We start from the raw sequence: 24,452 nt of genomic DNA, 5'->3' as shown, positions 1-24,452 counted from the left end.
ATACGGCATGACCGCTGCCTACGAGGAAGTCGCGCACTCGTATCCCCGTATCCGTCGTGATGTGCTTTTCACCGAGACGCCCGCGGGCGTGGTATTCCACAATGCCCACGGAGGATTCAATCTCCAGGGCAGATCGGCGTACCGGTTCGCGTCACTGATCGTGCCCCACCTCGACGGGACGCACCGCGTCGAGGAGATGTGCGCTGGCCTCGGCGAGCAGCAGCGGTCCATGGTCGGGGAACTGGTGGGCGCCCTGTACGGACGGGGCTTCGCCCGTGACGTGGCACCCGGCAGCGACGGCCTGGACCAGCTCGACCCCGCGGTCGCGCGGCGCTTCGCACCCCAGATCGACTACATCGACCACTATGTGGGCGAGGCGGGCGGCCGGTTCCGCCGCTTCCGCGAGACCCGGGTCGCTGTGCTCGGTGACGACTCTGTCGCCCAGTGGTGCGCGCTGAGCCTCGTCCGCAACGGCTGCGCGGCGATAGCCGTCCCCGCGGCGACGGGTGACGACCCGTTCGCCGACGTCCTCGACGAGGTGCGTGCCCTGGCGGGCGAGGGGTGCCCGGTCGAGGTCGTCCGCCGGGACTTCGGCACCGGTGCGCACGCCGGATGGACGGACCTCGCCGGGTACGACGTGGTCGTCACCACAGGCGGTCCGCGCACCGTGCTCGGCCTGCTGGAGGCGGGCGTCCCCGAGGGCGTACGGCTGTTGCCCGCCTGGACGTTCGGCGGCCAGGCGGTCGCCGGCCCCGTCATGACCTCGGCCACGGCGGGCTGCTGGGCGTGCGCGGCGCTGCGCCTGGGCGCCAACGGCGAGCCGGGGGCCGCGGCCGACCTCTGGAGCGGTGCGAGCCTGGGCGAGCGCGGACGGTCCGCCACGGCCGGCGTGTCCGGACCGCCCGCGGCCATGCTCGGCAACCTCCTCGCGTACGAGGTGTTCCGGCAGATCACCGGTGCGCTCGCGCCGGAGACCGAGGGCCGCGTCGTCCTCCAGGACCTCGACTCCCTCGACGTCGTCACCGAGCCGCTGCTGCCGCACCCGCGCTGCCCGTTCTGCCGGGACGTCGACGGCGGCGAGGAGGGCTTCGCGGAACCCGCCGTCACAGCACCCTACCTGATGGAGTATCAGAACGAGGGGTCGGGCGAGGTCACTCCCGAAGCGGACGCCGACACCGCGATGGCCGCCCTGGACACCCGGTCGGTGCTCACCCACCCCCGGGCCGGCGTGCTGGCCGCCTTCGCCGACGACGCCTGGGAGCAGACGCCGCTCAAGGTCGGTACGGTGCGGCTCGGCATAGGCCACCGCGGGGCGCGCGAGATCACCGCCTTCGACGTGCACCACGTCGCCGGGGCCCGGCTGCGCGCCGTGCACCGGGCCGCCGAGACCTACGCCGAGCACGTCGTACCGCCGGACGGCCTCGTGTGCGGCGCCGCGCTGGAGACCGCCCGGGAGAAGTGGCCGCTGATCGCCCCCGACTCCCTGGACGTGGCCTCCGGTACGGGCGCCGGCGCCGCGCAGGTCCGCGCGTGGCTGCCCGCGACCTCGCTGACCTCGGGGCGTACCGCCCTGGTCCCGGCCGGTGCGGTGCGCACCTTCGGCGCAGACAACCACGACCGGGCGTTCCTGCCCACGTCCGCCGGTTCGGCGGCCGCCGCGTCCCCGGCCGCGGCGGCGACGCTCGGGCTGTACTCGGCGCTGTCGCTGCACGCCCTGACGCTCGCGCTGCGCGGCCGAACGGCGGTCACCCTGCTCCCGGCAGGCTGGGAGGGCGAGGACCGCGAACTGGTCTTCCTGCGCCGGTCGGCCGTGAACCTGGGCCTGACCGCCGAACTCCTCGACCTCGGCGGTCCCGAGGCGCCCGCCGCGGTCCTGGTCGCCCGCGCGGAGGACCCGCACACCGGCCGGACGTTCTGGGCGATCGGTGCCGGAGCCGCCCGCCGCCGGGCCGCCGTCACGGCCCTGCGCGACCTGCTCGGGCAGGTCCAACTGGGCCGCGAGACCGGGCTCGCCGCGCTCCCGGACACCGGCGATCCGCTGCTGGGCGACCTCGACCCGATGACGCTGGCCGTCACGGGGGAGGCCGTGGCCGGACACGAGCGGGCCCCGCGCACCGACCTGCCGGCCCGGCTCGCCGCCCACGACCTGGACGCCCTGGTCGTACCCACCGGTTCGGCCGACCTGCGGGCCGGCGGCGTCCACGTCGCCCGCGTCCTGCTGGCGCACGGGGCCGTGGATGCGTAACGACACGGAGCCCTTGCGGGCCGCCCACCAGGCCGCGCCGGGCGCGGAGGTCGTGTCCGGTTCCGTGGCTGCTTCCGGCTCGCAGGCGATGCCGGGTGCGGGGACTGCGTCTGGCGGGCAGGCCGTGCGGGGTGCTGGGGATGCGTCGGGGCACGGTGCCGTGCCGGGAGTCGACGTCGGGTCCGGCCGCCGGGTCGGCTCGGGCCCGCCGGGTGCGCAGGCCGCGCTCGGCGCGGACGTCGCGGCGGACGCCGCGGGGCATCCACGTGCGGGGGCCGTGCGTGGTGCTGGGGCCGAGTCGAGCCGGCAGGCCGTTTCGGGTACCGGGACTGCGCCCGGCCCCGGGGCCGGGCCTCGGGCGGAGGGGGCGGGCGCCGGCTGCGCGGCCACGGGCGTGGAGGCGTTACTGCACCGCAGCCTGCGCAGCCACCGCGGGGGCGGCCAGGTGCGCGTCGCGGTGCTCGGTCTGCGTGACGAGCAGGCCGCGGCCACCGGGCCCGCCGACGGCGCGCACGCCGAGGGGGCGACCCCCGTTCACCTCTACGGGCATCACGCCCTCGTCGGCCCGGGCCCCGCTCCCGCGGCGCACGCGCCGTGCCCGCGCTGCCTGGCCCGCCGCTGGCAGGCCGTGCGGCCCGGCACGCTGCGCGACGCCCTCGAACTGGGCTCCGGTACCCGGCAGACGGGGGAGTGGCCCTTCACCACCGCCTTCGCCGTCGACGCCCTCGCCGCCCTCGCCGCCGCGGCCCGCGAACGCGCCCCGCAGTACGGCGGGTTCGGGGCCGTCCACCTCCTCGACCTGGAGAGCCTCCAGGTCAACCGGGCCGTCCTCGTCCCCGACGCGGAGTGCCCGCACTGCGACCGCCGCGTCGCCGACACCGCCGAGGGGGCCACGGTCACCGTACGCAGCGTGCCCAAGGCGGACCCGGCGGGCTTCCGCGCCCGGCACATCGACGACTACGACCTCCCGCTGGAGGCCTTCGTCAATCCGGTCACCGGCATGCTCGGCCCGTCCGTCGCCCCCGACCTCACCTCGGCGTCGACCGCCTCGACCGTCGGCTCCTTCACCCTGCGTTCGGGCAGCTACCTGCGCGAGTCCTACTGGGGCGGCCACACCGGCAGTTACGGACGCAGTGTCCGCGTCGGCCTGCTGGAGGGCATGGAACGCTTCGCCGGCATGCGCGCCCGGGGCAAACGCACCGCCGTCGTCGCGTCGTTGACCGACCTCGGCGACGACGCCCTGGACCCCCGCACCTGCGGTGTGTACTCCGACGCCTTCTACCGGCACCAGGACCTCGTCCGGCCTTTCGACCCAGACCGGCCCCGCCCATGGGTGTGGGGGTACTCGCTGCGCGACCGGCGGCCGCTGCTCGTCCCCGAAGTGCTCGCCTACTACCACGCACCCGGGGGACTGGAGAACCGCTTCGTCCAGGAGAGCTCCAACGGCTGTGCCTCGGGCGGAAGTCCGGAGGAGGCCGTGCTGTTCGGGCTCATGGAGGCCGTCGAGCGCGACGCCTTCCTCATCGCCTGGTACGCCGGCCTCCCGCTGTCCGAGATCGATCCCGCCACCAGCACCCGGCCCGCGACCCGGCACATGGTCGAGCGGCTGGCGATGTACGGCTACCGGGCCCGTTTCTTCGACACCCGGATCACCTTCCCGGTCCCGGTCGTCACCGCCGTCGCGCAGCGCACCGACGGCGGCCCGGGCACCCTGTGCTTCGGCGCGGGCGCGTCCTGGGACCCCGAGGCGGCGCTGGCCGCCGGACTCGCCGAGATCGCGACCGACGCCGTCAAGCTCCAGCGGCGCACCGAACGCGACCGGGACCGGCTGGAGGCGTTGGCGGCCGACTTCGGTTCCGTCCACGTCCTGCACGACCACCCGCTGATGTACGGGCTGCCCGGCATGGCCCGGCACGCGGCCTTCCTGCTGGACCGGGAGGACGGCCCCGCGCGGCCGCTGCTCCCCGTCGCCGGCCTCGGCACCGGCCGCCCGCCCGCCGCCGACCTGCGCGACGACCTCGACGCCGCCGTGGGGGCCGTCACCGCGCACGGCTTCGACGTCGTCGTGGTCGACCAGACGATGCCCGAGCAGCGCGACGCGGGGCTGCACACGGCCGCCGTCCTGGTCCCCGGACTGATCCCCATCGACTTCGGCTGGCACCGCCAGCGCGCGCTGCACATGCCCCGGCTGCGCACCGCCCCGCACGCCGCCGGCCTCACCGGCCACGTCCTGCGCGACGAGGACCTCAACCTCGCCCCGCACCCCTTCCCGTGAACCGCCGCCCACCCACCGCGGACGCCGCAGCAGACGCCGCAGCGGACGCCGCGGCAGACAGAGAGGAACGGACATGGGGGAGACCCATGAGTACGCGACCGCGGTGATGCGGCGCGGCCGGGTCGCGATGGAGCCCGCCGACTTCGTGCCCGACTGGGCGGACCGCCCGCGGAAGGAGAAGTTCTACCCCGGGGCCGAGCGCTTCCCGCTGCCCGACGGGGACTTCCCCGAGGACGCCGGCGTCGGCCGCGGCCTGTCGGGGCCGCACGGGGACGCCCCCTTCACCCTGCCGCTGCTCGGCGGCATGCTCCGCGACTCCTACGGGCTGGTCGGCCGGCGCCTCGCCGTGCAGGCCAACACCGACCTGGGCACGCTGCCGATGTACACGCAGGCCAACTGGTCGCGCGGCACGGCCTCGGGCGGCGGTCTCTACCCCGTCGGCGTGCACTGGGTCTCCGGTCCCTCGGGCCCGCTGACGCCGGGCGTGCACCACTACTCGCCGCAGCACCACGCCGTGCAGCGGCTGCTGACCGGGGACGTGACCGGCGAGGTCCGTGCGGCGGTCGGCGACGCCGGACTGCACCGGGACGCCGACCAGTTCCTCGTCCTCGGCGTCAAGTTCTGGCAGAACGCGTTCAAGTACAACAGCTTCAGCTACCACGTCGTGACGATGGACCTCGGCGCACTGCTGCAGACCTGGAGCATGTGGGCGCGCGCCCGCGGCCTGCGGATCGACCCCGTCCTGTGGTTCGACGAGCCGCGCCTGGGCCGGCTGCTCGGCGCGGACGCGGACGACGAGGGTGTCTTCGCGGTCGTGCCGCTGCGGTGGGAGGGCGCCGTTCCGGCCCAGGGCACGGCGCCGGCCGCCTCCCGCACCTCCGGGGTCCGCACCTCCGGGGTCCGGCACCGCGAGCAGGAGCGCTCCCGCCGCGTCATCGCCTTCGACACCGTGCGCACGGTGCACCGCGCCACCACCGCGCACGCGGCGGAACGCCCGTCGCCCGGCGCCCTGGAGAGCGCCGCCGCCCCCGCGGTGCCCGCCGGCGGCGAACGGGTGCCGCTGCCGCCCGCCGCGCCCATGGACCTGAGCGTGCGCCGGGCCCTGCGCTCGCGCCGCAGCAGCTTCGGGCGGTTCACCGGCCTGCGGCCGCTGTCCGCCGCGCACCTCACCGCCGCCCTGCGGGCCGCCGCGGCGGGGACGGAACTCACCACCGACGCCACCCCGCCCGGCGGGCCCCGGCTCGCCTCGCTGTACGTCTTCGTCAACCACGTCGAGGGGGTGCCCCGGGGCACCTACGCCTTCGACCCCGCCACGGACGAACTGCGCCTGATCAAGCAGGGCGCCCCCGGGCCCTTCCTGCAGGCGCACTACTTCCTCAACAACTACAACCTGGAGCAGGCCGCCGCCGCCATCGTCCCCGCCATCCGCACGCACCAGGTCCTCGACGCCGTCGGCGAGCGCGGCTACCGGCTCGTCAGCGCCGCCATCGGCGCGGCCGCTCAGGCCGTGTACACCGCCGCGGCCGCGTCGGACACCGCCTGCGGTGTGGCGCTGGGCTTCGACAGTGTGGCCTTCGCCGAGGAACTGGGACTGACCGGGACGGGCGAACTGCCCCTGCTGCTCATGCTGGTCGGCAACGAACGCCCCCGCCCCGCGGACTTCCACTACGACCTCGCGCCGTCCCCGGTACCGAGCCCCCCGCGCCGTACCCCGGAAGGGATCGCGGAAGAGACCCCGGAAGAGATCCAGGAGGACGAGGACCGGTGACCACCTCGCTCACTTCGCCGGAGCTCGCGTCCGGCGCCGCGCCCGCCTCGGCGCTCTCCCCGCGCTTCATGATGCGCCTCGCCGGTCTGCCCGTCGAGGCGGCCGAGGCGCTGCGCAGCCCCGCCGCGCGCGGCTGGGCCGACGAGGTGCTGGCCGAGGAGGCCCGCCTGCGGGAGTTCGGCGCCCGCCTGAGCGACCCGCTCGCCGCGGTCGTCGAGGGCAACGAGGACGACGGCATGCGCCGGGAGGTGCTGCGTCTGCGGCGCGCGGTGTTCAACAACCGGCTCCCGCAGGACGTGCCCGCCGCCCTCGGCCTTGCCGCCCGCCTCGGAGGCACCACCGGCCACGACCTCGCCGGCTGGCTGCACGAGCGCCGCCACCTGGCGGAACTGCACGCCCGGGGACCCGAGTTGCTCGCGGAGGAGTTCGGCCGCGGCCGTGCCTCACTGCGCCGGCTCGCCGATTCCGAGCAGCTGCGGCTGGGCCTGCTGCTCGCCTCCCCGACGCTCGACGGGCAGCTCGACGCGTACATCCGGGGCGACGCGTCCGCGTCCGGCAAGCGCGGCCGCAAGATCGAGCGGTCGCTGCTCGCCTACCTGTACCGCACGGCCTGCAAGACCAGTCCCTTCAGCACCTTCACCGGGGTCGCGCTCGGCGTGTTCCGGCCGGACGCCGCCCCGGCGGGCGCCGTCGAGGTGGTCGAGAGCTGGTCCGGGCACGCCCGCCTCAACGTCGTCGTCCTGCGCCGCATCGCCGAGGCCGTGGCCGCGGACCCCGAGCGGCGCGGCGACCTGCTCGTCGGCCCGGCCTCCGGCTGGGAGCTGGACGACGAACGGGTGCGGTTCGTCCGGCGGTCGGTGACCGCGGGCGACGACAGCGCCCCCGTCAGCTTCGACGCCGCCCGGGACCGGCTGTTCTTCCTGCGCCGCAGCGGCGCGCTCGAAGGGCTGCTCGCCCTGCTCCGCGAGCGGCCCCGGCTGCGCCACCGGGATCTCACGTCGTGGCTGACCACCGAGCGCGACGCCAGTCGGGAGGACGCGGAACGCTACCTGTCGGCGCTGCTGCAACTGGGCATGGTGCAGCTCGACGGCCTCTACCCCGATGTGCACAGTCCCGACCCGGTCCGCGCGTTCCAGGACGCGCTGCGTGAGGTCGGCCGCCCCTGGGCGCTGGACGTCGCCGCGCGCCTGGACGGCGTGGCCGCGGCCGTCGACGCCTACCCCACCGCGCCGCTCGCCCGCCGCCGCGAGCTGCTGACCGGCCTCAAGCGCGACCTGCCCGCGCTCGTGGAGTCCCTCGGCGCCTCCGGAACGACGCTGCCGCAGACCCTGGTCTACGAGGACGTACGGGCCGGCGCGGAACCCGTCACCGCCGATCAGCGCACCTGGACCGATCTGGCGGCCGGCCCCCTGCGGTCGCTGGCGCGTATCCTGCCCGCGTTCGACGTGTCCCTGGCACAGCGGCTCACCTTCAAGGGCTTCTTCCTGGCCCGCTACGGCAGCGGCGGCCGCTGCGACGACCTGCTGCGCCTCGTCCACGACTTCCACGAGGACCTGTTCGAGCAGTATCTGCTGTTCACCTCGCAGCGCGGACCCCACGACCCCGCCGAGGGCCACGCCCCGGAGGAGAACTGGCTCGGGCTGCCGCAGATCACCGCACTCGACAAGGCCCGCGCCGCCTTCGTGCGCCGCATGCGCGAACTGTGGCGGGACCGGCCGCAGGGCGCGGAGGAACTGCGGCTGGACGAGGCGTTCGTGGAGGAGGTCGCCGGTGAACTCGTCCCGCTCGCCGAGGGCTTCGCCGCGCAGAGCCACTTCCTCCAGCTCGCCGCCCGCGAGGAGGACCCCCTCGTCGTCCTCAACGGCTCGTACGGCGGACTGTGCTTCCCCTTCACCCGCTTCACCCACTGCTTCGACACCGCGGGCGACGACCCCGGACTGTCGGCGGCGCTCCTGGCCGACCTGCGGGCGGCGCAGCCGGAGGGTGCGGTCTTCGCGGAGATCACCGCGGGCTCGGCGACCACGAACCTCAATCTCCACGGACGCATGACGGACTATCAGATCCTGTGTCCCGGCGAGACCGGCTCCGCCCCGCCCGAGCAGCGCATCCACCTGGACGACCTGTACGTGGAGCACGACGCCGAGCAGGACCGCCTGGTCGTGCGGTCCCGGCGGCTCGGCAAGGAGGTCGTCCCGCTCTACCTCGGCTACCTGGTGCCCATGGTGCTCCCGGAGATCCCCCGCACCCTGCTGCTGCTCTCCCCGACCTCCAAGACCGCCCTGGACGTGTGGACGGGCGTCCCCGAGGCGCCCGCCGCCGGCGGGGTCACCGCCCGCCCCCGGGTGCGGCACGGATCCGTCGTGCTGAGCCGCCGCAGCTGGACCGCCGACGCCGCCGCCCTGCCCGTCCGCCCCGGCGGGCAGGACGACGCCGGCTGGTTCCTGGCCTGGCAGCGCTGGCGGCGCGAACACGGCCTACCCGCCCGGGTGTTCGCCACCGTGCACGCTCCCCGGGGCGCCGCCGGCGGCTGGGCGGGCGGCGGCTCCAAGCCGCACTACGTCGACTTCGACAGCCCCCTGTGCCTGGTCGCCCTGGAGGGACTGCTCAAGGAGCGTGCCGGACGGGTCGTCCTGGAGGAGATGCTCCCGGCCGAGGACGACCTCCACGTCCGCACCGCCCGCGGCCGGCACGTCGCCGAACTGGCGGTCGAGATCTTCCCCGCCGCCCCGGCACGCCCCGCACCCGACGAGGAAGGACACGGTGAGCGGTCATGACCTCACCCATCCAGGCCGGTACCGCCCCCACCGCTGCCGCTCCCGGCGCATGGCAGGCGCTGCACGTCTTCTACGCCGCCAGCCCGCGGCCGCTGCTGCTCGACTGCGTCCGGCCGCTGGTCGCCGAACTCGACTCCGAGGGGCTGCTGTCGGGGTACTTCTTCATCAACTACTGGCTCCAGGGACCGCACGTACGCCTGCGCCTGAAGCCGTCCTCGGCGGACGTCGCCGAGGAGGTCGGCGAGCGCGCGCTGCGGGCCGTGCGGGGCTTCCTCGCCACCCGCCCCGCGCTCTACGAGGTCAAGGCCGGCTTCCTCGCCGACCTGTACAACCAGCTGTTCGAGCTGGAGTACCCGCGGGAGCAGCGGGACAAGCTGGTCGGCCCGGACGGCCGGATGCTGCTGCGGGACAACAACTCCGTCAGCGTCGAGGCCTACGAGCCGGAGTACGGCAAGTACGGCGGCCCGGCCGGCGTCGCGCTCGCCGAATGGCACTTCCAGCGCTCCAGCGACCTGGTCATCGAGGCCCTGCGCACGATGAACCTGCACGTGCGCACCGTCCTGCTGGGCACCGCCGCCCAGTTGATGATGGTCATGTCGGCCTCCTTCCTGGACGACGACGAGCAGCTGGCGCACTTCCTGGAGCGCTACCACGCCTTCTGGGACGGCGCCTTCTCCGGGACGGAGTTCACCGCCCGCAAGGGCTACGACCGGGCCTTCGGCGACATGGGCGCCGAGCTGGGCCGCAGGTTCGCCGGGATCCGATCCGCCATCGCCGCCGGCGCCGAGGAGGAACTGCCCGGCTTCCTGCGCGGCTGGGCGCGGCACTGCCGCGAACTGGCCGGCCGGGTACGGGAGCTGGCGGCCGCCGGCCGGCTGGTCTTCCGGTCCTGGAGCGGCGACGAGGAGTTCGAGGTCACCGAGCCGGGCCGGGCCCTGGCGATGCTCATGTCCCCGTACATGCACATGACCAACAACCGGCTCTCGGTGACCATCCGCGACGAGGCGTTCCTCGCCTACGTCCTCGCCCGCGCCCTGCGCGAGGGCACCGGCGCCGCAGAGGGGGAGCGGTGACCGCCCCGCCCTCCCTGCTCGCGCTGCGCCCGCGGCGCAGACCGGACCTGCTGATCGGGCCGTCCGTCCTGCGCGGCGCAACTCCCGTCCACCCCGTCAAGGACCCCGTCGGCGGCCGCCGTTTCGAACTGCGGCCCAAGGAGTTCTTCGTCCTGTCCCGGCTCGACGGCGAACAGACCCTCGGCGCCATCGGCGACGCCTACGCCCGGGAGTTCGGCGCCCGCCTGGACGACGCGCGCTGGCAGCAACTCCTCGGCCTCTTCGGCGCGCGCCGGCTGCTCGACGGCGGCCCGCTCCCGGAGCCGGCCGCGGCGGCTCCCGCGCCGCGCGTGCAGGAGGGCAGGTCCACCCTGCTCAACGGCCACGTGCGGATGTCCTCCGACGCCGGTGCGCTGATCGAGACCCTCCACCGGCGCACCGCCTTCGCGCGGACCCCGGTCTTCCTGGCCGCGCTGCTGGTCCTGGTCCTCGGCATGCTCGTGCACCTGACCGCGCGCCTGGGCACCCTCGTGCACGACGTCTCCCAGCTGGCGCAGCGCCCCGTGCTGCTGATGGCGGTCGGTGTCGTGCTGTGGGTGAGCCTGGCCCTGCACGAACTGGCGCACGGACTGGTCGGCCGGGCCTTCGGCGGCACGGTCGCCGAGATCGGGCTGCGCTGGCGGCTGCCGGTGACGTACCTGTACTGCCTCGTGCAGGACGTGGCGTTCTTCGCCCGGCGCCGCCACCAGATCGCCACCGCGGCGGCGGGCCCCGCGGCGAACCTGGTCTTCCTGCTGCCGTTCTGGCCGCTGTGGGCCTGGGCGCCGGACGACGGCCCCACCCACTACGCCCTCGGCGGGACGCTGCTGCTCGGTGTCGCGGTGGCGCTGGCCAACCTCGTCCCGCTTCCCCCGCTGGACGGCTACAAGCTGCTCGGCTACGCCGTCGGCATCGGCCAGCTGGCGGCCGGCAGCCGTACCTTCCTCGGTCATGCGGTGGCCGGCCGCTTCGGCCGCGGGCCGGGCGCGCGGGCCTATCCGCGCCGGGCCCGCGCGGTCTACACGCTGTACGGGCTGCTGGCCGGGGCCCTCACCACGGGAACGGCCGCCGCCGCACTGGCCGCCGCCTGCTGGTGGCTGGCCGGCCAGTACGGTGCCCCGGCCGGCGCGGCCCCCGTCCTGCTCCTCGTGGCCGCCGTCGTGCTCCGGCGGCTCGGGCTGGCCGCCCGTGCCCGGCGCACCGCGCACCCCCCCCAGGACGGAGAGCGGACGGCACCGGACGCCGTGCCCTCTCCCGGTACCACCCCTTCCGGCCCGCCGCGCGCCCCGCGCGCGCGGTCCGGCGACGACCCCCACACACCAAGGGAACGGCAGATGACGGCAGTGGACACGGCCCCCGAGGCCGTGGTGATCGACGACGTGCACAAACGCTACGGCCCGGTCCGGGCCGTGGACGGGGTGTCGTTCACCGTGCACCGCGGTGAGTTCTTCGGGATCCTCGGGCCCAACGGCGCCGGCAAGACCACCCTCATCGAGATGGTCGAGGGACTGCGCCGGGCCGACAGCGGCGGCGTCCGCGTGCTCGGCGCCTCCCCGTGGCCGCGCAACACCGCGCTGCTGAGCCGCATGGGCGTCCAGACGCAGGCCTCCGCCTTCTTCACCCGGCTGACCGCCCTGGAGCACCTGGAGACCGTCGCCGTCCTCTACGGCCTCGGCCCCGAGGCGGCCGTCCGCGCCCTGGACCTGGTGGGCCTGTCCGCGCAGCCCCGTACCCGCGTCGACAACCTGTCCGGCGGCCAGCGCCAGCGACTGGCCATCGCCACCGCGCTCGTCCACGACCCCGAGCTCATCATGCTGGACGAGCCCACCGCCGCCCTCGACCCCGAGGCCCGCCGCTCGCTGTGGAACGTGCTGCGCGAACTGAAGCGCGAGGGCCGCACCATCGTCCACACCACCCACCACCTGGACGAGGCCGAGGCCCTCTGCGACCGCGTAGCGATCATGTCCGCGGGCAAGGTCGTCGCGCTCGACACCCCCGCCAACCTGGTCCGCTCCCTCAAGGCGCCGACGAGGGTCCTGGTCCCCGCCGACCGCATCACGGCGGAACGCGCCCGCGCCATCGAGGGCGTGGACCGCGCCGAGGTCGAGGGCGGCGAGGTCGTCATGGAGACCCGGGTGGCCGGACAGGTGATCGTCGCCGTGAACGACATCGCGGGACCGGACGCCGTGCAGACCCGCACCGCGACCCTGGAGGACGCCTACCTCGCCCTGACCGGATCGGAGCACTGACCGTGAGCGCGTACGCAGCACTGACCAAGGCCAATTACCGCGCCTACGTCAGGGACCAGACCACCGTCTTCTTCACCTTCGCCTTCCCGCTGCTCTTCCTCGTCGTCTTCGGGCTGATCTTCAAGGGCCAGACCGTCGAGGACGGCGGCCCGCCGTACATCAACTACATCGCGCCCGGCGTGCTGTCCTGGGGCGTCGGCAACGCCGCCATGTTCGGTGTGGCGTTCACGATGATGCACTGGCGCCGCGACGACATCCTCCGGCTGATCTGGCGCACGCCCACCTCGCTGCCGTCCGTGCTGGCCTCCCGCTACGCCCTCGCCATCGGCGTGGGCCTCGTGCAGGCCGCCCTGTTCATCGGCGTCGCCCTGCTGCCGCTGTTCGGCCTGGAGCTCGCCTCCGGCTGGCCGCTGGTGATCCCGGTGCTGATCCTCGGCATCACCACGTTCATGGCGCTCGGGCTCGTCGTCGGCAGCCTCGCCGACACACCCGAGGCCGTCGCCGCGATCGCCAACTGCGTCATGGTGCCGATGGCGTTCCTGTCCGGGTCGTTCTACCCCAGCGACCTGATGCCCGGCTGGCTGCGGGACATCGCGCTCGCCCTGCCGCTGCGCTACTTCAACGACGGCGTGCTCGGCGTGCTCTCGCAGACCCACCACGGCAGCGCCTCCGACCTCGCCGTCGCCTGTGCCGGACTGGTCGGCTTCGCCGCCCTGTTCGCGCTCGTCGCGGCCCGGACCTTCCGCTGGAGCAACCGGGGATGACCGCCGAACCCACCGCGCCCGCGGCCGCGCCGCCCCACACGCCCGGGACACCCACCGACGCCGCGGCCCGCACCCTGCGGGACGCCCTGGCCGCCCGCCACCTCACGACGGCGCCGGACGTGGTGCCGCTCGGCGCCGTCGACACCCTCAACCCCGGCCGCGACCCCCACGCGGACCGCCGGGCGGACGCCGTGGTCCACCTCACCCACGACGCCGTCCTGATCGGCCCGTTCGCCGGTACCGACCCCGCCGAGGACGCCTGCGGCCAGTGCCTGGCGATGCGCTGGCAGCGCCTGCGCACCCGCTCCGAGCGCGAGGCCTGGGAGACCGGCAGCCCCGCGAGCGCCGCGGGGCGGTGGCCGGTGCTGCCGGAGTACGTCGTCGACGCCGTCGCGTCCCTGTACGCCGCCGCGCTCGCGCGCCGCGCCGACGGGCCGCTGCCCCGCGTCGTCCGGCTCGACCTGGCCACCCTCCAGGTCGCCACGGTGCCGCTGCTGCGCGAGCCGCTCTGCCCGCGGTGCGCCCCGGCCGCCGAGGCGGCGACCGCGCCGACGGGGACCGTCCCCCGGCCCAAGCCCTCGCCCGACGCCTACCGGCTGCGCTCCCCGCGCTCGTACGAGCTGCCCGCCCAGGCCCTCGCCAACCCGGTGTGCGGTGTGCTCGGCGCCGCCACCTGGACCGACGTGAAGTCCCCGACCACCGCGCCGGTCGCCGGCAGCGTCTTCATGCGCGGCTACGCGGGACTGACCGACGTCACCTGGAGTGGACAGGCCAACTCCTTCCGGGCCAGCCGCGACCTGGCCTTCCTGGAGGGGCTGGAACGCTACGCCGGTACCCACCGCAGGCGCCGCGCGCCCCTGCTGACCGCCGCCTGGGACACCTTGGGGGACCGGGCCCTCGATCCGCGCGCGTGCGGCCTGTACGCCCCCGGGACCTACCGCGGCGACCCCCTGCTCAGCCCCTTCGCCCCCGACCGGCCGATCCCGTGGGTGCCGGGCTGGTCGCTGCGCGACGAACGCCCCGTCCTCGTCCCCGCCCGCCTGGTGCACTACAGCGCGGGTCTGGCCGCCGACAATTTCGTCTTCGAGTGCTCCAACGGCTGCGCCATCGGCAGCTGCACGGAGGAGGCGGTCCTGTTCGGCCTGCTCGAACTCATCGAGCGCGACGCCTTCCTGCTCGGCTGGTACGGCAACGCGCCCCTGACCGAGATCGACCTCGGCTCACTCGCCCGCGGCACCACCCGCGCCATGGTCGACCGGGCCGCGCTCCAGGGCTACGACGTGCACGTCTTCGACAACCGCGTCGACCTTCCGGTGCCCGTCGCCACCGGGCTCGCGGTCCGCTGCGACGGGGGCCCCGGCACCCTGGCGTTCGCCGCGGGCGCCGCCTTCGACCCGGAGACGGCCGTGGAGTCCGCCGTCTCCGAGATCCTCACCTACATCCCGCACCTGCCCGGCCAGGTCCGCGAACGCCCGGACGAACTGGACGCCATGGCCGACGACTTCGACCTGGTGCGACGACTGCCGGACCACGCGGCGCTGTTCGGGCTGCCCCGCATGGCCGGGCACGCCGCGAGCTACCTCGAACCGTCCGCGGTGCGGTCGCTGGAGGAACTGTACGCCGACTGGGAGCAGTTGTGCCCGCGGACCGGCGACCTGCTCGACGACGTCGCCCTGTGCCGGGACCTGCTCGCCGGGGCGGGCTTCGACGTCATCGCCGTCGACCAGACCACACCCGAGCAGGAGCGCATGGGCCTGCGGACCGTGTGCACCCTGGTCCCCGGCCTGCTGCCGATCGACTTCGGCTGGTCCCGGCAACGGGCGCTGACCATGCCCCGGTTGCGTTCGGCCTTCCGCCGGGCCGGGCTGCGGGAGACCGACCTGTCCGAGGCCGAACTGCGCCGGGTCCCGCACCCGTTCCCCTGACGACCGGGCCGGGCCGGCGCGCACGGCGAAGCCCCCTGTCCGGCGGCGCGAACCGCCGGACAGGGGGCCGAGGGCCGGATCAGGCCGTGCAGCTGGTGGTGCTGGTGGTGCTGCTGCAGGTGCTGGTGCTGCTGCAGCTGGTGGACGAGCCCAGCATGACCTCGCTGGCGTCGGAGTAGTCGGTGATCTCGAAGGTCTCGGACTCGAGCTCCAGGATCTCGTCGGCAAGCGACGCGAGGGACTTCGGCTGCGGCGACATGGTGGTCCTCCTCAACGTGAACGTGGCGGGAGCGGCCCGGGCCCGGGTGGATCGAGCGGAACACCCGTGCGCGGTACCGGATTCAGTTCTACCGACGCCCGCTGGCAGATGGCCCACGTCCCGCTGTCACCTCGCTGTCAGCCCCCTTCGCGCCCCCTCAGCGACCAATGCGCACGCAAGGACAAGGAGCCCCCGGCGTGAATCCCGCAGCCCCCACTTCCCCCGCCGCCACCGCGGTCCTCGACGGCCTGCCCGGCGTCCTGCGCCCGGCCGTCGAGGACCATCTCGACCTGCACCGCCACCCCGAACTGTCCGGCGCCGAGGAGCGCACGGCGGCGCGCGTCACCGCCCGCCTGACCGCCGCCGGCTACCGGACCACCGGCGGCGTGGGCGGGCACGGCGTCGTCGGACTGCTGGACAACGGCCCCGGACCCGTGGTCATGCTGCGCGCGGAACTGGACGCGCTGCCCGTGCGGGAGACCACCGGTCTGGCCTGGGCCAGCGAGCACGACGGCGTCATGCACGCCTGCGGCCACGACCTGCACCTCGCCTGCCTGACGGGAACGGCCGACCTGCTGGCGGGCGCGGCGGACCACTGGTCGGGCACGCTCATGGTCGTCGGCCAGCCCGCCGAGGAGACCCTGAGCGGTGCCCGCGCGCTGCTGGAGGACGGCCTCTACGAGCGGTTCGCCACCCCCGGCGTCGTCCTCGCCCAGCACGCCGCGCCCCTGCCCGCCGGGATGGTCGCGCACGCCCACGCGCACGGGCCGGTGCTGGCAGGCAGCCGCCTGCTCGAAGTGGTCGTCCACGGCTCGGGCGGGCACGCGGCCGCTCCGCATCTCTCGGTGGACCCGGTCGTCGCCGCCGCGGCGATCGTGCTGCGGCTGCAGACCGTGGTGTCACGGGAGACCGCCCCGGCCGAGCAGGTCGTGCTCACCGTCGGCTCCCTGCACGCCGGTGTCCGGGGCAACATCGTCCCGGACCGGGCCACGCTGGAGGTCTCGGTGCGGGCCTTCACCGATGCCGCACTCGACCGTGTGGAGGCCGCCGTGCGGCGCATCGCCGCCGCCGAGTGCGCGGCCTCGCGGTGCCCGGCCGAGCCGTCGGTCCGGGTGCTGGCGCAGTCACCCCCCACCGTCCCGGACGCCGGGGCCGCGGAGGCGGTGCGCCGCGCCCACGAACAGGCCCTCGGAGAAGGGCGCGTAGCGCTCTGGCCCGCGTCGACGGCCACCGAGGACTTCCCGCTGTTCGGCCCCGCCGGGGCGCCCCTGCACGGCGCGGGCGGCGTCCGGACCGCCTACTGGATGTTCGGCTGCACCGGCCCCCGCCAGTGGGCTGGGACCCCCGGGGGCAGCGCCGCCGAGAAGATGGCGGCCCTGCCCCCCAACCACGCACCGGACTTCCGCACCGACCCGCGCCTGGCCGTCCCGGCCGGCATCACCGCCCTGACGGCGGCGGCCCTGGCATTCCTCGGACCGGGGGTCACGCCGCGCTGATCGTCTTCTGCTCGACGTACTGGCCCAGGCCCGCGGCGCCGAACTCCCGGCCGATGCCGCTGGTCTTGTAGCCGCCGAACGGCCCGTCGAACCCACCGAAGCCGCCGTTGACGGAGAACGTCCCGGTGCGGATGCGCCGAGCCACGGCGAGCCCGCGCTCGGTGTCGGACGTCCACACGCCGCCGCTCAGGCCGTACGGGGAGTCGTTGGCGATGCGCACCGCGTCGTCCTCGTCGTCGAAGGGGATGACGACCAGCACCGGGCCGAAGATCTCCTCCTGCGCGATGCGCATGGAGTTGTCCACGTCCGCGAAGAGCGTGGGCCGCACGTAGTAGCCCTCCTCCAGGCCCTCCGGCATCCCGGGGCCGCCGGTCACCAGGCGGGCGCCCTCCTCGATCCCGAGGTCGATGTAGGACCGCACGCGCGCCTGCTGGTCGGCGCGGACCATCGGGCCGAGGTAGGTGGCCGGGTCGGACGGGTCGCCGACGCTGATGCCCTCCATCATCGACGCCACCGCCGCGACGACCTCCTCGTACCGCGAGCGGGGCGCCAGGATCCGGGTGTGGGCGATGCAGGCCTCGCCGTTGTTGCCGAGCGACGCCGACTTCAGGCCCTCGGTCACCGCGGCCAGGTCCGCGTCCTCCAGGACGACGGCCGCGGACTTGCCGCCCAGTTCCAGGCTGACGCGCTTGAGCTGCTCCCCGGCGACGGAGGCGATCCGCCGGCCGGCTGCGGTGGACCCGGTGAAGGCGATCTTGTCGACGCCGGGGTGGGCGACCAGGTACGCGCTGGTCTCACGCCCGGCGGGCAGGATGCTCAGCACGCCCTCGGGCAGCCCGGCCTCCGCGAACAGCTCGCCGAGCACCAGGGCGTCGACCGCGGTCTCGGGCGCGGCCTTGAGGACCACCGTGCAGCCCGCGAGCAGGGCCGGGACGAGCTTGGCCAGCGCCGACTGGTGCGGGGCGTTCCACGGGATCACCGCGGCGACGACGCCGACCGCCTCGCGCCGCACGAGCGTGCGGCCGGAGCCGGCGGAGGGCAGCTCCTCCTCCCAGCCGAACCCTTCAGAGGCCCGCAGATAGGCGGCCGTCTGCTCGGCGATCCCGCCGGTGTGCAGCCAGTGGGTGAACCACAGGGGCGAGCCGTTCTCGGCGGTGACGAGCGCGGCCAGCTCCTCGCCGCGCGCGGTGTGCAGCTCGTTGAAGCGGCTGATCACCGCGCGGCGCCCGGCGGGCGTCGTCAGCGGCCAGGGCCCGTGGTCGAAGGCCTCGCGGGCGGCGGCCACGGCCCGGTCGACGTCGGCGGGGACGGCCTCGGGAACGACGCCGACCAGCCGCCGGTCGTGCGGCGAGCGGACCTCGATGGTGCCGGTGCCGGCGGGGGCGACCCAGCGTCCGCCGATGAACAGCCGGTCGAAGGAGGTGACGGAGGGGGAGACGGTCATGAGGGCTCTCTCTCGAGGGCAGGGTGGTGCGTCCCGAGATAAAGGGACGCCGGTCTCTTACCTCTTCCACGTTAACAGTCCGCTGGCCCGTTAATAAGCGCCCGGCGGCCCGTTACGCTGTAACGGTGGCCACACGGCCGCAGGACGCCCGAGGCACCTGAGAGCCCGAGAGAAGGGGGACCGGCACCGTGAGCCAGCCACAGGACGCCGCCGCGTTCCAGCGCGCCCGCCGCCCCGAACAGCGCGAGCAGCGCCGCGAGGCGATCCTCGACGCCGCCGCCGCGCTGCTCCGCGAGATGCCCGCGGCCGAGGTCAGCCTGCGCGAGCTCAGCCGCCGCGTCGGGCTCTCCAAGTCCAACGTCGTGCGCTACTTCGAGACCCGCGAGGCGGTCTTCCTCGAACTCCTCGACCGCTCCATCGGCGACTGGCTCGACGCGCTGGAGGGCGAACTGCCGCCCGTGCCGGGCCCGGACGGGCCGGCGGTCGCGTCCCGCGCGCTCGCCGGGGCCTGGGCGGACTCGCTGGCCCGCCGGCCGCTGCTGTGCGAGCTGTGGAGCATCCTGGCGGCGGTCCTGGAGCGCAACGTCTCCGTCGCGTCCGTCCGCGCGTTCAAGCTCCGCGAGGCGGAGCACCGTGCCCGGCTGGCCCGCATGGCCGGCGACCGCCTGCCGGGCCTGGGCGAGGCCGCCGCGAGGGAACTGACCCGGATCTCCGTCGTGCTGACCGCGGGCCTGTGGCCGTTCGCCAACCCCTCGCCCGCGGTCGTCGAGGCCACCGGGGACCCCTGCCTCGCGGACGCCCGCGTCGACTTCGCCGAGTCGCTCGGCACCATGCTGCACGCGGCGCTCGCGGGGCTCCTGTGCGAGCGCGCGACGCCCTGACGGGCAGACCCGGCCGGGCTGTTGGGAGCTCGCGCAGCTTAGCCGGATTCGTCACCGCGGGTGGCCGCTTCGGCCCGGTCGCCCGGGCCGGCGTGCGCCGCCGTACCGTGGTCACATGGCTGTCCCGGACCTCATCCGCATCGTCTCCCGCTCCTCACCCATGGCCCTCGCCCAGGTCGAGCGGGTCCGCGCCGAACTGGGCGCGCTCCACCCCGGCATCACCACCGAGGTCGTGCCCGTCACCACCTCCGGTGACCGCTGGATGGGCGACCTCGCCCGGCTCGGCGGCAAGGGCGCGTTCACCAAGGAGGTCGACGCCGCCCTCCTGGAGGGCCGGGCCGACCTCGCCGTGCACTGCGTCAAGGACATCCCCGCCGACCGCCCGCTTCCCGCCGGCACCGTGTTCTCCGCGTTCCTCAAGCGCGACGACATCCGCGACGCCCTCGTGCACCCGGGCGGTCTCACCCTGGACGCGCTGGCCGACGGGACCCGGATCGGCACCTCCTCGGTCCGGCGCGTCGCGCAGCTCGCCGCCTCGCACCCCCATCTGACCTGCGTCCCGCTGCGCGGCAACGCCAACCGCCGCCTGGAGAAACTCGCCGAGGGGGCCGCCGACGCCCTCCTGCTCGCCGTCGCCGGCCTCGAACGCATCGGGCGGGCCGACGTCGTCACCGAGGTGCTGCCGGTCGAGACGATGATCCCGCCCATCGGCGCCGGCGTGCTGGCGCTGCAGTGCCGCGAGGACGACACCGCCACCATCGACGCCGTCAGCGACCTCGGTGACCCCGCCACCCACCGCGAGACCACCGCGGAACGCATGTTCCTCCACGTGCTGCAGGGCCACTGCAACAGTCCCATCGCCGGCTACGCCCGTGCCGAACGCGACGGCCGGCTCTCCCTGCGCGCCCGGGTCTTCTCGCCCGACGGCAAAACCGTCCTCGACGCGCACGAATGGGCCGGCCCGCTCGACCCGGCCACGCTCGGCACGTCGGTCGCGGTGGCCCTCCTGCGGCAGGGCGCGCGCGAACTGATCGACAGCATCGCGCACTGACGTACCGTCAGGAAGTGTCGAGGGGCAGCCGGTAGCGGACGGCGGGACGGCCGTTCACGGTCACGTCCGCCACCGCGGTGAAACCGCTGCGCGCCAGCACGGCCCGGGATGCGGCGTTGTCCAGCGCGGCCACCGCGTCCAGCGTGCGCAACCCGTACGCGGTGGCCGCCAGCCGGCACACCTGCGCGACCGCGGCGGTCGCCACCCCACGGCCCGTCGCGTTCTCCCCGACCCGGTAACCGAGTTCGGCCGCGCCGTCCGCCACGTCCACCAGATTGACCCGCCCCACCAGTTCGTCCCGCTCGTCGAGCACGACGTGGAAGTGGCACGTCCCCGCGCTCTGCTCCGCGAGCAACGCCCGGTGCCGCGCGGCGAACCCGGCGAAATACGCGTCGCCCCGGTCCGGCACGGACCGGGCGAACCACTCCCGGTTCGCCCGCTCGAAGGCGAGCAGCGCGTCCGCGTGACCTTCCGTGAGCCGCTCCAGCCTGATCATGCCCGGCAGCATACCGGCGGGTTCCGCCCCCGGAGCGGGACGCGTCCCGCCGTCCTTCGTCCGCCGTCTTCCGTCCGCGTCCGCGTCCGTGGGCCGGGGAGCGCGCGGCTACATCGCCACCACCCGGGCGATCAGCCCCACGGCGATGAGTGCCGCCACGGCGAAGATCAGGATGAGGGAGACGACCTCCCACGCGGTCCGCACCTCCGGCGGCTCGGTGTAGGAGATGCCGGCCGTGGTGCTGCTCTCGCACGGCGGCGTGGGCGTGGGCGGTATCCCTTCGCGGTGCGGCTGGAGTTGGCGGGCGAGCTTCGGGCCGCTGTTCGTGGTCGGCATGTGCATCACTCCCGATGTGCGGATGACCGCGGCACCGGGGGCCCGCCCGGGACGGCGGCCCCTGCCGCGCTCTGCCCTGTCCTTCGATGGTAGGCCGCGCGGCGTCACCGCGCCCGTCGCGGCCCAGGTGACCTGCGGGTTCGCCTAGGGGGCCGCGCGGGTCGGACCGGGTCGTGGGGCGCCGCGAGCCCGGGCCCCCGCCCCCTGCCGCGGGGTCAGCCGCCCGTGGAGAGGCGCTCGTCGGCCCGCGGTGCGTCCGCACGCGGACGGCCGTGCGGACGAGTGGCCACGCAACGGGCGTATCCCGCACAGGCTGCTCCGATTGCCCGGAAATAACATGAGCCGGGCATCACGGCTGTTGACAGGAGTCAACCTATGGGGCGGCTGAGGGACGTGTGACGCGGCAGAGTACTCTGCGCGCCAATGGCATCGGATAACGACAGCCTGGAGATCCAGTGACCCTATCCCCCCGAATCCGGCCGCGCCCCGGCGTGCTCATAGCGGCCGCAGCAACCAGCATCATCGGGCTCGGCCTTTGTGCCGCGCCCGCCTCGGCGCACACTCCCAACTGGGACGTGAACTGCTCCGAGGTCACGTTCGTCGACCTCAAGGCCTACAACGGCGGTGTGGAGAACACGGTGACCATCACCGTGGACGGCAAGGACGTGCTTCCCACCGAGACCTTCGGTGCGGCGTTCCACAGGGACCACGTGACCCTGCCCGGGCACACCAGCCCGATCGAGGTCACCCTCACGGTCAAGGCCGGCGACGGCGCCCGCTACTCGTTCAGCGACACCAAGACGTCCCCGGCCTGCCAGGTCACGCCCCCGCAGACGCCGCAGTCCCCGTCGCAGAGCGCCACGCCGTCGGCCACCCCGACCACCGAGTCGCCCGCGCCCAGCGAGTCCCCGACCGTTGACGCGAGCGCGAGTGAGTCCGAGGCTGCACCCTCCCCGGCCGGTGGCGAGTCCTCGCCCGCCGCCGATCTCGCCGAGACGGGTGCCTCCAGCTCCACCCCGCTCCTCGCCGGTGGCGCCGCTGTCGCGCTGCTCGCCGGTGGCGGTCTGCTCTTCGCGAACCGCAAGCGTCGCGCCGCCCGTCACTGACGAGCCCCGCACGACACCTTGTTCATCGGCCCGGGTGCCGGCTCCTCCGCGTGGAGGGCCGGCACCCGGCTGCCGTTCCGGCCGCCCCCGACCCGGGCCGCCCCCGCCTCCGGATCGGCAGTCGACGAGCACACCGACAGCGTCTCGCCGCCCGCTGACCCTTCTTCGGCCGGCCGACCGCATGCCGAGGCACCCGGCCCGGTCCGCGGGCCGGACCACCTCGTCGAGCCGGCGCAGGACGCCGCCGACGACCTCCTGCGGCGCTGGGACCGACGCCGCCGCCGGCTCCCTCCGCGGTCGCCCGACCGACCGCGTCGCGGACGCAGACCGGTCCGTCGCGGACGCCGTCCTACGACGCCGGCTTGGACGTCCCGGTCCGCAGATACGCCGCGGGAGTTGTTCCGTACGCCGCCTTGAAAGCTCTGATGAAATGGCTGGCATCCGAGAAATGCCAGCGAGCCGCTATTTCGGACACCCCGACGGGATTTCCGCATCTCAAGAGATCGTCGTGCGCGTTCTGCAACCGCCGTCGACGCATGAACGTCATGATCGATTCGTCTGTAGCAGAAAAAGAGCGGTGCAGTGTTCGGAGGGATACGCCCAGTATCCCGGCGATCATTGCGGGAGAAAGATCGGGGTCCTCGATATTTCTCTCTATGACACCCTTCGCTGCTCGCACTATGATGTGTTGATGATCGGTATGTGGTCCTGGACGCATTGTCGGGGGGGCTGCCTCGTCAATGTGTCGGCGGGGTGAGGCCGTAGCGCCGGACGACGTCGTCCAGCCATTCCGGGTGCCCGTAGGTCAGTCCGTACTTCGCAGCGAGTTCGGTGAATGCGGACCGGTCGGTGGTACTTGCGGCCATCAGCTCGGCGAGGTCGCGGAAGTAGCGTTCGAAGCCGCCGGGGATGATGATCTCGATGATCCGTCCGGTGACATGGCCCGCATTCCACATGGCGTGCATCTGGCCGCGTGGCTTGACGATATACCCACCCGGGCCGAGCACCGTTTCGGATTCATCGGAGCGAAAGCCGATCTCTCCTTCTACGACGATGGAATATTCGTCCTTGCGGCTGTGCATGTGGGGCGCGCTGATAGTGCCCACTTCAAATGGGTGCTCGACGATTGACGCGCCCCCGTACGTCTCGCTACTCGAAATCTTGAAAGTAGCCCCGAAGCCGGGAATGTGTACATGTTCACCTTCCCCCGGAGGCACGACCGTGACAGGAGGGATAGGGGTGATGTTCACGCTGTCAACTCCCTTGTGTCCTACATTGTTGGAATTTTTGAGTGATGGGCGCATGGCTCTCGCCCTGAGGCACTTGCGGGCTGCCTGGTTGCCCAGGAAGCCCACAGATGATCGGCGATCCACGTCGGTGGATTCGCAGGGCACCTAGGGGAACTGTCCGGGGTGTACTCGCCCACGCACTGATCACCCTTATTGCGGCACCCCGAGCCTGGTTGCTGCCGCTTTTTTGCCTCCGATCCGCCCGGCAGACTTCCTTCGGCCTGACGGCTCGGTTGGCGGCCCGCGCTGCTGCCTACGCTCGAATGGTTCATGACGCGCTGGTACCGCGATTGATTCAGACGACGCCGGCCGGGTGTGCGCGCCCTGCCAAAATGACGAGCTCCGCGAGCAATGTGCTCAGCAGACCCTCGGTCACTTCGTCACCGAGGAAGCAACCGTTGGTGTCGAAACGTCGATGGGACTGGAAGACGGTGACCTCCGGGTGAGCCACCACCGGGACATGCATGCGGTGCAGGATCTGACGCAGGACCAGTTGGCCGCGGGCGGTGCCGAACTGGGAAGGGGAGGCGCCGAGAACGGCGGCGGGCTTGACCCCCAGGACAGGCTGGTCAGTGGGCCGTGACAGCCAGTCGAGGGCATTCACCAGGACGCCTGGAATGGCCGAGTTGTATTCAGGGGTCGCGATGATGATGCCGTCGGCCTCTCGCACGCGTCGGCGCAGGTCTGCGACGGTGGCAGGTTCGGGACCGCTCTCAAGGTCCTGATCGAAGAATGGGAGCGAGCCGAGTCCCTCGTACAGGTCGATGGTGACGCCGGCCGGAGCCAGGTTCCGCACAGCACGCAGCAGGCCAGTGTTGTGGGAAGTGCGGCGCAGGCTGCCGGAAACGGCAAGGAAGGTCAGGTTGGACATGGCGGTGGATCCTCAGGTTGGTCAAGGGGTGCGGCGGGCAGCCGACGGCTGGGGACGGGGGGCGACCGCGGGTAGACGCCGATGGCGGGAAGGTTTCCTGGCGGGTCGTGTACCAGCGCATGATCGACCCGG

At 73.9% G+C, this 24,452-nt stretch carries 19 protein-coding genes; 12 read left to right on the top strand and 7 right to left on the bottom strand.

The annotated features are described in order from the left end of the window. The first annotated feature begins 7 nt into the window (after nt 1-7). From PV364_RS10480 to PV364_RS10445, 8 genes are all read left to right on the top strand, one after another. Entirely contained in the window at nt 8-2,245 is a 2,238-nt protein-coding gene (locus PV364_RS10480) for a TOMM precursor leader peptide-binding protein (RefSeq protein WP_319659515.1), read from the top strand. Nucleotides 2,246-2,639: 394 nt separating this feature from the next. After that, entirely contained in the window at nt 2,640-4,520 is a 1,881-nt protein-coding gene (locus PV364_RS10475; protein WP_415924537.1) for a TOMM precursor leader peptide-binding protein, read from the top strand. 73 nt (nt 4,521-4,593) lie between these two features. Next, the gene (locus tag PV364_RS10470) at nt 4,594-6,288 is read left to right on the top strand and encodes a nitroreductase family protein (protein WP_319659514.1); all 1,695 of its coding nucleotides are present in this window, start codon (nt 4,594-4,596) and stop codon (nt 6,286-6,288) included. A 68-nt stretch (nt 6,289-6,356) separates the two neighbouring features. Continuing rightward, nucleotides 6,357-9,062: a lantibiotic dehydratase gene (locus PV364_RS10465; protein ID WP_415924540.1), complete on the top strand. Its 2,706-nt coding sequence runs from the start codon at nt 6,357-6,359 to the stop codon at nt 9,060-9,062. After that, nucleotides 9,059-10,135 (top strand): lantibiotic dehydratase C-terminal domain-containing protein, encoded by a 1,077-nt coding sequence (locus PV364_RS10460; RefSeq protein ID WP_319659512.1) that lies wholly within the window; start codon nt 9,059-9,061, stop codon nt 10,133-10,135. Before PV364_RS10465 ends, PV364_RS10460 begins: the two co-directional genes overlap by 4 nt. 1,352 nt (nt 10,136-11,487) lie before the next feature. After that, a complete protein-coding gene (locus tag PV364_RS10455) occupies nt 11,488-12,402 on the top strand; it encodes an ABC transporter ATP-binding protein (RefSeq protein ID WP_319659665.1) in 915 nt (304 codons plus the stop codon). Nucleotides 12,403-12,404: 2 nt separating this feature from the next. Next, on the top strand, nt 12,405-13,166 hold the full coding sequence (locus tag PV364_RS10450) for an ABC transporter permease (protein WP_319659511.1): 762 nt from the start codon (nt 12,405-12,407) through the stop codon (nt 13,164-13,166). Next, nucleotides 13,163-15,091, top strand: coding sequence for a TOMM precursor leader peptide-binding protein (locus tag PV364_RS10445; RefSeq protein WP_319659510.1), 1,929 nt, complete (start codon nt 13,163-13,165; stop codon nt 15,089-15,091). The genes PV364_RS10450 and PV364_RS10445 overlap by 4 nt, the downstream gene beginning before the upstream one ends. Nucleotides 15,092-15,170: 79 nt before the next feature. Here the strand turns inward: PV364_RS10445 and PV364_RS10440 are convergent, their stop codons facing one another. Further along, nucleotides 15,171-15,350: a thiazolylpeptide-type bacteriocin gene (locus PV364_RS10440; RefSeq protein ID WP_319659509.1), complete on the bottom strand. Its 180-nt coding sequence runs from the start codon at nt 15,348-15,350 to the stop codon at nt 15,171-15,173. A gap of 197 nt (nt 15,351-15,547) precedes the next feature. Here PV364_RS10440 and PV364_RS10435 point away from each other — a divergent pair, with 197 nt between their 5' ends. Then, nucleotides 15,548-16,846 carry an amidohydrolase gene (locus PV364_RS10435; protein WP_319659508.1) on the top strand — a complete coding sequence of 433 codons (1,299 nt, stop codon included), beginning with the start codon at nt 15,548-15,550 and terminating at the stop codon, nt 16,844-16,846. On the opposite strand, the gene PV364_RS10430 is transcribed toward PV364_RS10435, so the two are convergent. Continuing rightward, complete coding sequence (locus PV364_RS10430; protein WP_319659507.1) at nt 16,833-18,290, bottom strand: aldehyde dehydrogenase; 1,458 nt, start codon at nt 18,288-18,290, stop codon at nt 16,833-16,835. The genes PV364_RS10435 and PV364_RS10430 overlap by 14 nt on opposite strands. Before the next feature lie 188 nt (nt 18,291-18,478). Between PV364_RS10430 and PV364_RS10425 the strand changes: the two genes are divergently transcribed. Next, nucleotides 18,479-19,171, top strand: a complete 693-nt coding sequence (locus tag PV364_RS10425; protein WP_319659506.1) for a TetR/AcrR family transcriptional regulator — start codon at nt 18,479-18,481, stop codon at nt 19,169-19,171. 115 nt (nt 19,172-19,286) lie between these two features. Beyond that, entirely contained in the window at nt 19,287-20,222 is a 936-nt protein-coding gene (gene hemC / locus PV364_RS10420; RefSeq protein ID WP_319659505.1) for a hydroxymethylbilane synthase, read from the top strand. Nucleotides 20,223-20,229: 7 nt separating this feature from the next. On the opposite strand, the gene PV364_RS10415 is transcribed toward hemC, so the two are convergent. Continuing rightward, nucleotides 20,230-20,718: a GNAT family N-acetyltransferase gene (locus tag PV364_RS10415; protein WP_319659504.1), complete on the bottom strand. Its 489-nt coding sequence runs from the start codon at nt 20,716-20,718 to the stop codon at nt 20,230-20,232. 108 nt (nt 20,719-20,826) lie between these two features. Beyond that, nucleotides 20,827-21,054, bottom strand: a complete 228-nt coding sequence (locus tag PV364_RS10410; RefSeq protein WP_319659503.1) for a DUF6480 family protein — start codon at nt 21,052-21,054, stop codon at nt 20,827-20,829. A gap of 455 nt (nt 21,055-21,509) precedes the next feature. Between PV364_RS10410 and PV364_RS10405 the strand changes: the two genes are divergently transcribed. Continuing rightward, a complete protein-coding gene (locus PV364_RS10405; RefSeq protein WP_319659502.1) occupies nt 21,510-22,160 on the top strand; it encodes an LAETG motif-containing sortase-dependent surface protein in 651 nt (216 codons plus the stop codon). A 349-nt stretch (nt 22,161-22,509) separates the two neighbouring features. On the opposite strand, the gene PV364_RS10400 is transcribed toward PV364_RS10405, so the two are convergent. The 3 genes from PV364_RS10400 to PV364_RS10390 all read right to left on the bottom strand — a co-directional run bounded on the left by PV364_RS10400 (nt 22,510) and on the right by PV364_RS10390 (nt 24,320). Then, nucleotides 22,510-22,779: a helix-turn-helix transcriptional regulator gene (locus PV364_RS10400; RefSeq protein WP_319659664.1), complete on the bottom strand. Its 270-nt coding sequence runs from the start codon at nt 22,777-22,779 to the stop codon at nt 22,510-22,512. Between the two features lie 118 nt (nt 22,780-22,897). Then, the gene (locus PV364_RS10395; RefSeq protein ID WP_319659501.1) at nt 22,898-23,410 is read right to left on the bottom strand and encodes a cupin domain-containing protein; all 513 of its coding nucleotides are present in this window, start codon (nt 23,408-23,410) and stop codon (nt 22,898-22,900) included. A gap of 334 nt (nt 23,411-23,744) precedes the next feature. Next, a complete protein-coding gene (locus PV364_RS10390; protein ID WP_319659500.1) occupies nt 23,745-24,320 on the bottom strand; it encodes an NADPH-dependent FMN reductase in 576 nt (191 codons plus the stop codon). Between the last annotated feature and the right edge of the window lie 132 nt (nt 24,321-24,452).

The sequence above is a fragment of the Streptomyces sp. MI02-7b genome, from assembly GCF_033793585.1.
Lineage (GTDB): Bacteria > Actinomycetota > Actinomycetes > Streptomycetales > Streptomycetaceae > Actinacidiphila.
Note: the sequence above shows the minus strand (reverse complement) of the source record. Positions and strands in the feature narration are given on the sequence as shown.